The 12,905-nt window shown below is 68.8% G+C and carries 12 protein-coding genes; 8 read left to right on the top strand and 4 right to left on the bottom strand.

Annotated features, from left to right (window positions below; genetic code table 11):
- Nucleotides 1–61: 61 nt before the first annotated feature.
- Complete coding sequence (locus AA983_RS14635; RefSeq protein ID WP_052946841.1) at nucleotides 62–1,072, bottom strand: hypothetical protein; 1,011 nt, start codon at nucleotides 1,070–1,072, stop codon at nucleotides 62–64.
- 365 nt (nucleotides 1,073–1,437) lie between these two features.
- On the opposite strand from AA983_RS14635, the gene AA983_RS03965 reads away from it, so the two are divergent.
- Nucleotides 1,438–1,749, top strand: coding sequence for a hypothetical protein (locus AA983_RS03965; protein WP_197078934.1), 312 nt, complete (start codon nucleotides 1,438–1,440; stop codon nucleotides 1,747–1,749).
- A 5-nt stretch (nucleotides 1,750–1,754) separates the two neighbouring features.
- Here the strand turns inward: AA983_RS03965 and AA983_RS03970 are convergent, their stop codons facing one another.
- Nucleotides 1,755–3,398, bottom strand: a complete 1,644-nt coding sequence (locus AA983_RS03970; protein WP_047310817.1) for an AAA family ATPase — start codon at nucleotides 3,396–3,398, stop codon at nucleotides 1,755–1,757.
- 3 nt (nucleotides 3,399–3,401) lie between these two features.
- The gene (locus AA983_RS03975) at nucleotides 3,402–6,350 is read right to left on the bottom strand and encodes a hypothetical protein (RefSeq protein ID WP_047310818.1); all 2,949 of its coding nucleotides are present in this window, start codon (nucleotides 6,348–6,350) and stop codon (nucleotides 3,402–3,404) included.
- A gap of 196 nt (nucleotides 6,351–6,546) precedes the next feature.
- Between AA983_RS03975 and AA983_RS14640 the strand changes: the two genes are divergently transcribed.
- The 6 genes from AA983_RS14640 (at nucleotide 6,547) to AA983_RS15420 (ending at nucleotide 11,286) form a co-directional block, all read left to right on the top strand.
- The gene (locus AA983_RS14640) at nucleotides 6,547–7,155 is read left to right on the top strand and encodes a hypothetical protein (RefSeq protein ID WP_052946842.1); all 609 of its coding nucleotides are present in this window, start codon (nucleotides 6,547–6,549) and stop codon (nucleotides 7,153–7,155) included.
- 175 nt (nucleotides 7,156–7,330) lie between these two features.
- A complete protein-coding gene (locus tag AA983_RS15620; RefSeq protein WP_052946843.1) occupies nucleotides 7,331–8,020 on the top strand; it encodes an LppP/LprE family lipoprotein in 690 nt (229 codons plus the stop codon).
- A gap of 128 nt (nucleotides 8,021–8,148) precedes the next feature.
- Nucleotides 8,149–9,498, top strand: coding sequence for a TrkH family potassium uptake protein (locus AA983_RS03990; RefSeq protein WP_047310819.1), 1,350 nt, complete (start codon nucleotides 8,149–8,151; stop codon nucleotides 9,496–9,498).
- Entirely contained in the window at nucleotides 9,491–10,156 is a 666-nt protein-coding gene (locus AA983_RS03995; RefSeq protein WP_047310820.1) for a TrkA family potassium uptake protein, read from the top strand. Before AA983_RS03990 ends, AA983_RS03995 begins: the two co-directional genes overlap by 8 nt.
- Before the next feature lie 50 nt (nucleotides 10,157–10,206).
- Nucleotides 10,207–10,482 (top strand): Rho termination factor N-terminal domain-containing protein, encoded by a 276-nt coding sequence (locus tag AA983_RS04000; RefSeq protein WP_047310821.1) that lies wholly within the window; start codon nucleotides 10,207–10,209, stop codon nucleotides 10,480–10,482.
- A 105-nt stretch (nucleotides 10,483–10,587) separates the two neighbouring features.
- Nucleotides 10,588–11,286 (top strand): hypothetical protein, encoded by a 699-nt coding sequence (locus AA983_RS15420; protein ID WP_156170159.1) that lies wholly within the window; start codon nucleotides 10,588–10,590, stop codon nucleotides 11,284–11,286.
- Between the two features lie 3 nt (nucleotides 11,287–11,289).
- Here the strand turns inward: AA983_RS15420 and AA983_RS04015 are convergent, their stop codons facing one another.
- Nucleotides 11,290–11,808, bottom strand: a complete 519-nt coding sequence (locus AA983_RS04015; protein WP_047310824.1) for a hypothetical protein — start codon at nucleotides 11,806–11,808, stop codon at nucleotides 11,290–11,292.
- A 119-nt stretch (nucleotides 11,809–11,927) separates the two neighbouring features.
- Between AA983_RS04015 and AA983_RS04020 the strand changes: the two genes are divergently transcribed.
- Nucleotides 11,928–12,839 (top strand): DNA-formamidopyrimidine glycosylase family protein, encoded by a 912-nt coding sequence (locus tag AA983_RS04020; protein ID WP_047310825.1) that lies wholly within the window; start codon nucleotides 11,928–11,930, stop codon nucleotides 12,837–12,839.
- Nucleotides 12,840–12,905: the final 66 nt, after the last annotated feature.

Below are 12,905 nucleotides of genomic sequence, written 5' to 3' on the forward strand. Positions count from 1 at the left end.
GACGAGCGGCGACCCGAAACACCGGATCGCCGCTCGTCGTAGACGCTTTCGCGCCGAAAGGTCAGTCGCGGAGCGCGCTGATCACACTCGTGATGACGAGCGCGATTCCGGCGATGAGACAGAGCGTCAGGCCCCAACCGCTGCCGGCGCTGAACGAGGCCTGATCACCCAAGGACGACATCTGGTCCTTGAGATCGGCCAGGTCGGAGCGCACGTCGAACCAGTCGTAGATGGCGACGGCCGATGCGACGAGACCCATCGCGACAGCACCCCACATGACCGGCTTGCGCACTCGCCCGATGGCGCGCAGCGCACCGAGCGCGAGCGCGATGAGGGCCGGAATGAGGATGATCCAGCCGTCGGTGACCTTCTCCTGATCGGCGCCCGTGGAGCGCCCCTCAGGAGCGTTCGACGACTCCATGCCCAGGCCGTTCGTCGAGGCGGTGAAGTCGCCGGTCATGGGGTGACCAACCTTGACGAACACCCAGGTGCCGAAGCAGCCGATGACGGCGAGGAGGGCCGCCGCGACGACGCCCCAACCCATGGTGCGTCCGATGCCGGCCTTCGGCTTCGCCTTCGTGTCGGTCGTCGCGAACGATCCGTTCTGTCCGAACTGACCGTACTGCTGCTGGTTGTTCTGGCCGGCGAAACCGTGACCGGCGGCGGGCTGGCTGTTCCACTGCTGGTTGCTGCCCGGTGCGCCGGACGAATGCTGCGCGCCCTGCGACGCGTAACCACCGCTGGGGTAGTTGCCCTGCGGCTGCGAGCCGTAGCCCTGGCCCGGCTGGTTCTGGCCGAACTGGCCCGGCTGACCCTGCTGGTTCGGCTGACCGCTCGGGTAGCCACCCTGCGACGGGTACTGCTGCTGGGGGGCCTGGCCCGGCACCGGCGGGTACTGCCCGGGGTCACCCTGAGGCTGCTGGCCGTTGTACCCCTGCTGCCCCTGGCCGTACTGGCCCGGCTGACCGCCGTTCTGCTGGTTCTGCCAGGTCTGCGCCGGACCCTGCTGGTTCTGGCCCTGGTGCGCCGCCTGGGTGGGCTGCTCATCCCAGTTGCCGTTGTTGTTCGACATCTCTCGTCCCCTCCCGAAACCTGTGGTGCATCGATCGGTACAAAACTAGCCCCGACTCCCACCTCAGGACGACGCTAATGCGTTCCGCGCCGTAACTTTCGGGCCACGCCAGTTCGTCGTCGCCCTCGTCGCCGATACGTCGACCGCCCCGCAGCGGCTGGAAACCCCGCCCCTCTGAACCTTCCACTCGCGTCGCTTCGGAACCACAAGGCCGCTGACGGAGTCAAAGGGGCATGAGACGCACGCAGGCACTGACGTTACGAGCCGGAGCAGCCGGGTTGCTCGCCCTCCTCGCGGCTTGTTCGTAACCGGAGCCGTGTGCGTGCAGCGTCGCCCCGATCAGCGACTCGCTCATGCCCGTGGGCGTGGCGTCGCCGCAGGAGCCCGGGCAGGGGACGGTCAGACCGTCAACTCTCGTCGAGGGCGAGACCCGGATCACCGACATCGTGTGGGACGAGTGGGGGGCGGAGAACATCACGGCGCGCGGCACGATCGATGGCCGTCGCGTCACGTTGCGTCTGGTCGCCGCGCCCTGCGCGGGCCGCGACCGCTACGTGGCACTCACCTATGGGACGTCTGCCGAGTTCGACAAGGGCGGGACGACCACGCTGAGGATGTGCGAAGACCCGCCGTCCACGCCTGGCTCACCGACGTCGACGGACTCCCCGACGACGTAAGGCACTCAGATCGTCAGGGTGCCGCGGGCGAAGGCACCCAGGATGCGCTCGTGCGTCTGGCGGGGCAGGGCTCGTGATCCCGGTTCGCCGATCGGCGTTCCGGGACGCGCGGGCGCGGTGGCGAGCAGGTCGTCGAGTCCGGCACGCGCCACCATGAGCAGCCCGTGCGTCGCGCGGGTGCATGTGACGGCGAGGCGGCCGAACGCCGAGTTGAACTCGTCGAGTTTGCTCGCGCCCGAGAGCGGGTGGATGGCGACCGTGATGCCGTTCGTCTGCCCCTGCCAGGAGTCGACCGTCGAGGCGATGACTGCGCCCTCGGGCAGGTCGTAGCGATGCGTGAGGCGTTGGACGACGTCACTCATGTCGTCGACGGCCTGGTTGCGAGTTGCGAGCAGCGCGATGAGCGGGTCGCCCCCGAAGTCGTCGATGCCGTCGGTGCGCTCTCCCGTCGGTGACCCGTCAGGGCCGTAAGTGGCGCTGCGCAGTTCGAAGCCGTCGGCCACCAACTCGTCGAGGAGGGCCTCGATCGCCGCCACGAGCGGAACGTCGATGTCGGCGGCCTCCGCCTCGGGAAGGCCGTCGATCTCGAGGAGCGTCGGACGGCCGGTGCCGAGTTGGCGCCACACGTCGTCGGACGCAGCGCGTACCGGCATCAGCGCGTCGACGAGTTCGGGGCCGCCGATCTCCTCGCCGAAGGTCGGCTCATCGGCGCCTTCCCTCGCGCATACGCCCGCGACGATCGACCGATCGCCAGGCGCTGCAACGCAGTTCAGTTCGGCCCAGTCGGGGTAGAACGCCTGCCAGAGCCCCAGCTGCTCACCCGTGGGACGCCAGACGGCGGGCAGCTCACGCACCCACGTGACCCCGTCACGCTCGGCGTCGAGTCGTCGCGCCGTGATGCCGACGTACGACTCCGGCCATGCGCGGTACGGGTTGTAACCCGAGTCGCCGCGCCAGGGGTTGGCCGAGGAGTCGAGGGGCGGCAGCTGCCCGACGTCGCCGACGCCGACGTGAAGTTTCGACAACCACGACACGCGATCGAAGAGATGCTCCGCGAGTTGCCACGCCTCGTCGACGAAAAGGACGTCGAACAGAGGTTCGTGACGCGCGAGGCCGCGGCTCGTCTTCCACGCATAACCGCGCATGCCCATCATCGCGGCGGTGGCGAGGATGACCGGTGTCTCGAGATCGAGCTCACCCGAACTGACGATGGTGCACCGCTCCGCGAGGTGGGGCGGCAGGGTGTCGCGGTCGATCGAGTTACTCATGACGAGCGCGACGTTCTCGGCGCCGACATCCTGACCCAGCGACTCTGCGAGCGACCACAGCTGCTTGTTCGTGAACGCCGTGATGCCCACGCTGCGGCCGGTCGGTGTGCGCCCTTCGCCGAGGCCGCTCGCCTCAGCCACCATGCGCTTGAGAACGAACGACTTGCCCGCGCCCGCAGCGGCTTTGAGCAGGATGCGTCGCGCGGCCGGAGCCGCGTCGTCACCCTCGGGGTCGTAGGAGCGGAGGGCGTTGTCGACCGCCGCGAGCGCCGCGTGCAGTTCGGCCACGGCGTCAGCGGCCACGGCAGCGTTCGAGGCCGCGGCACTCGCGTGGTGCTGCGCGTTCTCAACGGGGGTGGGCGTGGTGAAGGTGAGAGCCATGGGTCACTCCCCCAGATCGTCGCGGGTGAGGTCGGATGGCGGCTGCGTCGCGTCGACGTCTTCGTCGTCGGCCTGCGGCAGCGTGCCCTCCGCGATGTCGAAGGCATCCGTGTCGACGAGCGGCGGCCACACCTGCGGGTTGAGTTCGCCGGCCTCGCGGCGCTCGGCGAGGTAGTCGCTGAACTCGGCCTCGGCCGCCTCGTGCGGTTTGCAGCACCAGGCGTGGTTCTCCGGGTCGTTCGCGTACGAGTCCGGCCCGCACGCCTCGGCGTTGCGACTTGCCGGGCGGGGTGCGCTCGAGGTGTCGAGATTGGGCATCGGCACGGCGACCTCGCGGCGGTAGGAGAAGTTGCCGAACTTCTCGTAATCGCCGAGAACGATGTCGTCACCGACCGTGAGTTCGCGCGGTTCCTTGCCCTTGGTTGGCTTCGCCGGTTCGAAGCCGAAGAGCCGATAACCCACGGGCGCGGCCTCGTCGGGAAGCGCAGCCCGTTCGACGTCGTCGAGGTCGAGAAGGGCGCCGATCGGGATGCGTCCCCACTTCGTCGGGCTCTTCGCGTTGGGGATGCCCTCGGCGATCGTCGGCTCGGCGTTAATGTGCAGGGCGACGACGTTCTGCCCGGCCGTGAAGCGCCGCGAACCGACGGCAAGCACGAGCGGGTTGTCGCCGACGACGCGGGCGAGCGCCACGTGCCTGACGCCGGCGTTGAGTGCGGCGTCGCGCGCTTCCTGCGGGTCGCCGAGCATGGCGAGCCCGTGGACGAACTCGGCGTCGCCGGACAGGATCTCGACCTGGCTGTTGCGCCACCACCGCGAGGTGCGGCCGAAGCGGACGAGGTCGCTTGCGTGCAGGTGGAGTCGACGGCGCCAGACCTCCTGCGCTGCGCCCTCGTGCGCCCGGTGAGCCACTCGCGTCGGAGCGTCGGGCAGATCGGCCAGAACGCTGCGGGCGTCGTCGAACAGGCTGAGTTTGTAGTCGAGCTCGTCACGGACCAGGTCGGGGAAAGGCGGCCCCTCGGGGGGTTTCACGTGAAACGAACCCTCGACGGCTTCCTGCTCATGGCGCTTGCGCCGCATCGAGACGTGCGAGAACAGTTCGTCGGAGCGATCGCGGCTCAGGCGCGCGCCGGGGGTCTCGTGGCGGTCGGCGATCTCATCAGACAGCGCCCGGTGATCGATCGGGGTCTCGCGCGTGGCCCACGCGAGCAGATAGTCGAGACGGCCGGCGTCACCCAGCGGGCCGCCGGGAATGACGTGCCGCGCCACGACGTCACGCAGGACGACAGTGGTGCTGCGCCCGACGAGAGCGCGAGAGCGGTCGTCTTCGAGGAGGAAGCTGACGGCGAGGCGCTGCTCGTCGATGAGCGGAGCCGGCACGGTGGCGGGGTTGCCGTCGAAGGTGAGGGGCTCGCGTCCGGCCTCGAGGTCGCGCGCCCAGCGCAAGCGGCTCGTCTCGATACCGGCGAGGGAGTCGGCGATCGAGACGAGGAGGTCGGCGGTGGCGCGGTCGGGCACGACGAGGTGAACGGGGCTCGGGTCGGGCTCACCGTCCTTGTCGAGCGGCGCGGTCGCGAGGAGCTCCTTCATCGCCGCGGCGAGCTGCTCGCCGAGGAGCGACATCACGGAGAGTCGGGTGTCGGGTGCCTGCGGTTCGGCGGTGGCGAAGGACGCGAGTTCGCTCAAGGTGCCGTCGGTGAGCACCCGGCGAACGGCCATGCCGTAGACGCCGAGGGCGCTGCTGTCGGCCTTCGCGACGACGACCTCGATCGTGCCCGCCTCGCCCACGGGGTCGATACGGCAGTGCGGCGTGAACTGCGGCGCTCCCTCGAGGGTCGCGCGGACGGCGGCCGTCAGGGTTGTCGACGTGCGTTCGGGCGCGACGCCGTCGGTGACGAGGGCTGCGAGCGCCGGACGGTCGTCGGTGGGCGCCCCGATCTCGACGAGGACGTCGGTGGCGTCGCTCGACGTGCGCAACTGGTGACGGCAGTAGCGAAACATCGAGCAGGTCTGGCAAGAGGTGGGGTCGAACTCCTTCTCGCGGTGGTCGACCCACGCCTGCAGTTCGCTCTCGGGCACGTGGTCGCCGCCCGTTTGGGCGTGCACCTCCTGGCGCAGCGCTTCCCGCTCGGCGGCGCGGGCGCGCACCTCGGCGCGGTGGTCGTCGAGGCGTTCCATGACGGCGGTGGGCTGGAGGAAGCTGTTGCGGGGCACGGCGAGCGCGCCGTAGGTGTGCACGCGCATGTCGGCGGGCCGCTTGCTCCAGGCTTCCGCGGACTCGGCGCCGAGGGCGACCTGGAGGAAGCCCTTGAGCATGCGGCCGTCGTCGATGCGGCTGCGCACGCGCTCGTAGTCCTTCGCATCACCCATGACGAGCCAGCTGCCGATGGCTTCGTCGGCGACGGCGGTCGTCTCGTCGTTCGCGTCAGCTGCCTGGAGGGCTTCGTCGAGTTCGTCGGGGCCTGCGGCCCCCGGACCGAGTGGGTCGTCGACGAATCGCGGTGTGACGATGGCGAAGTCGGGCTTGACGGGCGTAGCGCCGGTTTCGCCCTCGAGGCCCACGAAGGGCACGGCGAGCGACATGATGAGGGTGCAGTGGCCGTGCTCGACCGCGGCCTCGTGCGCCTGCGCGAGGGCCTGCGCCGTGGCACCGACGGAGACGCGCGCGTCGAGGCGCGTGACGGCGTCGGGGCGGCGCAGGCGCAGGTCGCCGACAGCGGTGGTGAGCAGCGGAGAGACGAAGCGTTCGTCCTTGACGAGGCGTTCGAAGGTCATGGCGCGCATCCAGCGCGCCTCGGGGATGCCGCCGTCAGCGTCCGCGTGGCCGAGGCGTTCGGCCAGTTCACGACGCGCGAGGCCGGTCACCATCGGGTCGGTGTGGCGGAAGCGCTCGCACCCCGCGTGTGCCGAAGCGGCGACGGCCGACGAGCCCCCGCCCGTGCTCAGTGATCCCATTCGCTCCCCTTCACGCGCAGCCGCTCGCCATTGTGGCCGATGTCACCGACAGCCGCCGCGATTCTGTAGACGTTCGGCGTCTCATACGACGCGGAACGTCTACAGAATCGACGCGGAGGGGGTGTTACCCAGACCACGTGGGGGCGTTCGCAATAATCGCCGTCGCGCTTCGCACCCCGACGAAAGATGAGGCCTGATGTCGACGTCCCCCTCCGCCCGTGGCACCTTCCGCGAGGACGACGGCAGCCCCGTCGCCTTCGCCGACGCCCTCAAGGTCTGGACGCGCATCGGTTACGCCCTCCTCCTCGACACCGCCACCCGCTACAACGCGGTGACGACGTACAAGGAACTCACGACGCGGGTGCAGGACGAATCCGGCCTCCGCACGACGACGCCGAGCGCGACCCTCGCAGGCAAGATCCTCGAGTTGTGTGCCGTCCAGGCTGCACAGCAAGGCGAGCCGCCGCTGACGTCGCTGTGTCTCAAGGCCGACGGAACCGTCGGAGCCGCCTACTGGCGCATCCCGACGGCGGAAGACGTCGAGCTGTCCGCCGTGACAGCCGATTCGGACGTCGAGGCGCACGCCGCCGAGCACCGCCTCCTGTGCTACCGCAAGCACGCCACGGACCTGCCCGCCGACGGCGGTACCGCCACCCTGCCGGAGCACCTCGTCGCCCGCCGCGAGCGCACCGAGCGTCGCGCCGAGAAGGCACGCATCGCCGAGCGCGCGGACGCCCCGAAGCCCGTGTGCCCCACGTGCTTCACTCAGCTACCCGCGAACGGCATCTGCTGGCAGTGCGACTGACGCCCTGAGCCGGCCGTTGGGCAGGGTTTCCTGCGGTTGGGCAGTCTCCGACTCGGCCCAACAGCAGGGGAGTCCGCCCAACGATCCTTTGTGAAGGATCGTTTCTCCATGGAACCTCTCCGTCGTGCCCCGCGTCACAGACGCATCAAGCAGGCACCAGCCAAGGAGTTCAGCCATGAAGGTCCCCCGCTCCGCCGTCACCGCCCTCGCGGCCACGGCCCTCACCCTCACCCTCGGCGCCTGCCAGCAGGAGCAGACCGCCGGAGGTTCGCCCAGCGTCACGGCGTCGTCGAGCGCTTCGTCCTCGTCAGCCTCGGGCGGCGGCTCGAGCACCACGTCCTCGGGCACGCCCACCCGAACCGCAACGTCGAGCGCGTCGGCCACGCGGTCGACGCCCGCAGCAACGACGCCGAGCACCACGAGCACCCCCGACTCCGAGGCGCAGTGCTCCACCTCCACCGCCTCCCAGGCCGCACGCGACGCTGCCAAGCGAGTGCCCCCGTACGACCCGGGGTTCGGCGACGGCACCCGCTGGAAGTACACGGCCGACTCCTCCATCAACGGGTGGGACCGCTGCGCCGGCCTTTCCTGGGTCGCTCTGCCCATCGAGCGCGGCACCGGCAGCTCCCCGTGGCAAATCGCCCTGTTCCGCCACGGCGAGTACCTCGGCACCGCGACCGCCAAGGGCTATGGCTTCTGGCCGACGATCACCCGCGTCAGCGACGACAAGATCAAGGTCGTCTACCACTGGCCCAAGGAGGGCGAGGGCACCGCGAACGCGAGCGGCACCACCGTCGCCTACTTCGCGTGGGACGACGTCGACCACACCGTCCGTATGACCGGCAGCACCCCGCCCGAGAACTGATCGAGCACCGGGCAGACTTCGCTGCGGTTGGGTAGTCGCCGACACGGCCCAACCGCAGCGAACTCTGCCCAACGAACGAACCCGTCACTGCGGCAGGCGCAGGACGCCCCTGTGGGACACTGGCGGGCATGGCCGCAGCCACGCGAGGACGTCGTAAATTTCTGCGCCACCCCAGCCAGGTCGTGGCCCTCGCGTTCGCCGCCGCCATCCTCGGCGGGGCGGTGCTGCTCTCGCTACCCATCGCGACGCACGACCCGGGGCGCGCCCCCTTCGTCACGTCGCTGTTCACCGCGACGAGCGCCATCTGCGTCACCGGCCTGTCGACGGTGGACACCCCGAACTACTGGACCCCGTTCGGCCAGGTCGTCATCCTCGTCCTCGTCCAGATCGGCGGCTTCGGCGTCATGACGCTGGCGTCGCTGCTCGGCCTCGTTCTCGCGCGCAAGGTGGGGCTGCGCACGCGCGTCACGACGGCGCAGGAGACGAAGAGTCAGGCGATCGGTGACCTGCGCAGCCTCCTGCTCGGTGTCCTGCGCGTCACCGTCGTCATCGAGTCGGTGACGACGATCGCGCTCGTTCTTCGATGGTGGCTCGGCTACGGCGAAAGTTTCGGGCGCGCCGCGTACCTCGGTGTCTTCCATGCCGTTTCGGCGTTCAACAACGCCGGTTTTGCGCTCTTCAGCGACAGCCTCATGTCGTACGCCACCGACCCGCTCATCGTCGGTCCCATCTCCATCGCCGTGGCGCTCGGCGGCATCGGCTTCCCCGTCATCATGGAGCTGCTGCGCCAGCACAAGCCCCACCGCTGGAGCCTCCACACCAAGATCACGCTGCTCATGACGAGCGTTCTGTTCGTCGGCGGTGCCATCCTGCTCACGGCGCTCGAGTGGAACAACCCTCAGACGCTCGGCACCCACCACGGCTTCGACAAGCTGCTCGTCGGCCTCTTCCACTCCGTCGCGCCGCGCAGCAGCGGCTTCAACACGTGGGACAACGGCGCCATCGAGGACGGCACCCTCATCGCCACGATCGCGCTCATGTTCATCGGTGGCGGCTCGGCCGGCACCGCCGGTGGCATCAAGGTGACGACCTTCTTCCTCCTGCTCATCGCGATCATCGCCGAGGTGCGCGGTGAGGAGGACGCGACGGCGTTCGACCGCCGCATCGACTCGCGCGCCATGCGTCAGGCCCTCACCGTCGCGCTCATCGGTATCGCCGCGATCATCTCCGGCACGATCGCGCTGACGCAGATGACACACCTGCCGCTGCGTGATGCAATGTTCGAAACGACGTCGGCGTACGCCACCGTGGGCCTGTCCACCGGGGTGACGCCGGAACTGCCACCGTCGGCTCAGATCCTCGTCTCGGGCCTCATGTTCTTCGGCCGACTCGGGCCGATCACCCTCGTCTCCGCCCTCGCCATCCGCGAGAGTTCCCGCCGCTACAAGCTTCCGGAAGGCAGGCCCATCATTGGCTAGGAAGAACCTCTCCGACGGCGTCGTCGTCATCGGCCTCGGCCGTTTCGGCAAGTCGCTCGCCCTCGAACTCGAGCGAGAGGGCATCGAGGTGCTCGGCATCGACGCCTCCGACAAGCTCGTACAGCAGCTCGCCAACCGCCTCACGCACGTCGTGCAAGCCGACTCCACCGACGACAAGGCACTGCGTCAGCTCTCGGTTCACGAGTTCAGCCGCGCCGTCATCGCAATCGGCACCGACCTCGAATCGAGCGTCCTCACCGCTTCGATCCTGCTTGAAATGGGCATCTCGAACGTGTGGGCCAAGGCCGTCAGCCAGTCGCACGCGCGCATCCTGACGCAGCTCGGCGTCCACCACGTCGTGCGCCCGGAACACGACATGGGCCAGCGCGTCGCCCACCTCGTGCGCGGCCGGATGCTCGACTACATCGAGTTCGACGACGGCTACGCGCTCATCAAGACGCAGCCGCCCGCTGCGGTTCTCGGCAAGCCCCTCGCCGAGACGCGCGTGCGTTCGTACTACAACGTCACCGTCGTCGGCGTGAAGCGTGCGGGCCAGAGCTTCACCTATGCAACGCCGGAGACCGTTCTCGAGGAGGGCGACATCGTCATCGTCTCGGGCGAACGTGACGCCGTGGAGAACTTCAGCGACGAAACCTGACGTGGCACAGTGGAATTGCACTGAATCCCACGCGATCTCAAGGAGTGTCGATGGCTGAGAAGAAGGAAGACCCGGGCCCGTCGGTCAAGGACGACGAGATGTACGAGGCCCTGCGTCGAGAGGGCAACAGCAAGGAGAAGTCGGCACGCATCGCCAACGCGGCCGCCAACTCCTCGCGCAGCGAGGTCGGCGAGAAGGGCGGCGAAGCGGGCAGCTACGACGACTGGAGCGTTGACGAGTTGCACAAGCGGGCCGCCGAACTCGACATCGAGGGCCGCAGCTCGATGACGAAGGACGAACTCATCGAAGCTCTGCGCTCGCACTGACCGGGCTGATCGGCCCTGATCAACTCACAGGGAACCGACGGCCTGTGAACCACGTCTCAGCTGTGAAGGGGCGCTCGCGCCCTGCTGCACCTGGGAGGGAACACCATGCGCACCACCGCAGTCGCCGCTCTGACGCTCACCGCCGCGCTCGCCCTCGGGGCATGTCAGGACGAGGTCACCTCTGCGTCACCGTCGAGCACGGCGTCGTCCAGCGCGAGCAACACCACGGAGGGCCCGTCCTCCGCGTCGAACCCTCCACCCACGACGCGTGCTTGGAGCAAGACGCCGACGTCCGGCGCAACGGCTGCGAACGCTTCGGGTCGTGAGGCGATCACGTCCTTCGACTTCAAGAACGCCACGTGGAGGACGGCGGACGGTTCGCGCGTCACGATGAAGAACGGCCGGGCACGCACGGCAGGAAGCGACGGCTCGACGCGCACCTACAGCGTGTCACCGCACTACCAGCTCTGGACGCACACTCCGCTGTTCTACGACCTCGACGACGACGGCTACGAAGACGCGATCGTCGTGCTCGAGGAGGCGGAGGGCAACGGCTACAGCGACACCCCCATCGTCTGGCTGGGTGGGCCGAGCGGACCGCGTCAGCTCACGACATCCGCCCTGCCGAGCGCTCAGCGATGCGGCACCTACATCAAGAGCATCAAGGTCGTCGACGGAGGAACGATCGTCGTCGAAGGCGCCGAGCGCAGCGAGAACCAGGTGTGCGCAGAGCTGCCGAACAAGCCGTTCACGCGCACCTTCTCGGTGAAGAGCAACCGGGTGGTCGAGCAGATCGTCGAGTGACGATCAGCGCGGCTGCACGGCTCCCGGGTAACGCCAGTTGAAGACGACTGCCTCGTCGTCGTCGAGGCACGAACCCGGCGCAGCGCCCTGGCCGACCATCTCATCGGGATTGTGCGAGCACGTGTAGCTGCCGACCTTCGAGGATGCGCCCTTGGCCCCCTCGGCTGTCGCTTCGTAGGTGGCCAAGGCCTTCTTCGCGTCGGCGCACGTGATGCCGCGACGGTCGTAGATGCGGCTTCCCCCGGCGTAGCAGTCGCCGGCGCGGGGGCCGGACAGCTGCTCGGCCGGATACGACGTCGACGGCGCCTTGCTCTTGAGGTCGATGCCGCCGTCACCGATGGGCTCGTCGCCGCCGGGCGACGACTTCTGCGACGATTCCGACGGCTTGGGCGACGACGTTGCACTCACGGCTGACGAGGTTGAACTGCTCGTCTCGGACTGCGACGACTCGTCTCCCCCCGAGCATCCTGCGAGCATGACGACTCCGGTGAGGAGCATCGGCACGGTACGTGCCCACGACATCTGGTCTCCTGACGGTCGGTGGTGGCATCTCATCGTGTCACGCAGGGGCGCACGGGCGTTTCACGTGAAACTCTCGTGTCGGATGACCACGAGAAGGATCCGACGAGCGAGGAGGCAGCATGCCGGAGGGCGACACCATCGTCTGGACCGCTCGACGCCTCGACGCTTCCCTGAGTGGAAAGGTCCTCACGCGCACCGACTTTCGTGTGCCGAGCCTCGCGACAACGGATCTGGCGGGGCGGGAGTCGCTTCCCGTTGCGACGTACGGCAAGCACCTGTTTCACCGCTTGTCCGGCGGCGTGACGATCCATTCGCATCTCAAGATGGAGGGCCGGTGGTCGACGCTCGTCGCACCCCATGCCGCTCCTCCGCGCGAGGCGAAGCGTCTCGAGACCCAGGTGCGGCGGGCCGAGCGCGGCCACACGACGCGGGCGTTGCTCTACGTCTCCGACGCACTCGCGGTGGGCTCGAAACTCGGCCTGCTCGACGTCATCCCGACGAGCGAGGAGCAGGCGATCACCGGCCGTCTCGGGCCCGACATCCTGGGCGAGAGCTGGCTGGAGTCCGGGTTGGACGCCGCCCTCGACAACCTGAGAGGCCAGCCCCAGCGCCTCCTCGGTGAGGCGTTGCTCGACCAGCGCAACCTTGCCGGGCTGGGTACCTTCTGGATCAGCGAGATGCTCTTCGTCCACGGCGTCTTGCCGTGGCTCGCGGTTGCCGAGGTGCCAGACGAGACACTGCGCGCGGTGCTCGACGACGCCCGCCGACTCATGCTCGCGAGCGCCACCACGGGTGTCCAGAGCTCGACGGGTCGCGCCGGTGATGGCGAAACGAAACGCGTCCACGCCCGCTCCGGGCTGCCGTGCGTGCGCTGCACGGACACGGTGCGCGTCGCGATGATCGGTGAATCCGGCCGTGAACGAACGCTGTTCAGCTGCCCGACGTGTCAGGGCGGCTACGCGCCGAACGACGATCGTCGTCCGCAACGCCCCCTCGTCGAGCGACCCGTCGGTGGTCGCCGAAGGGTGTGATTACCACCCTCTCGGGTCTGCCTGTTGTTCATCCGCGGTGCGTAACGTCGAGGGTGAACTGGCGCG

It is taken from the genome of Dermacoccus sp. PE3 (assembly GCF_001021715.1).
Classification (GTDB): domain Bacteria; phylum Actinomycetota; class Actinomycetes; order Actinomycetales; family Dermatophilaceae; genus Dermacoccus; species Dermacoccus abyssi.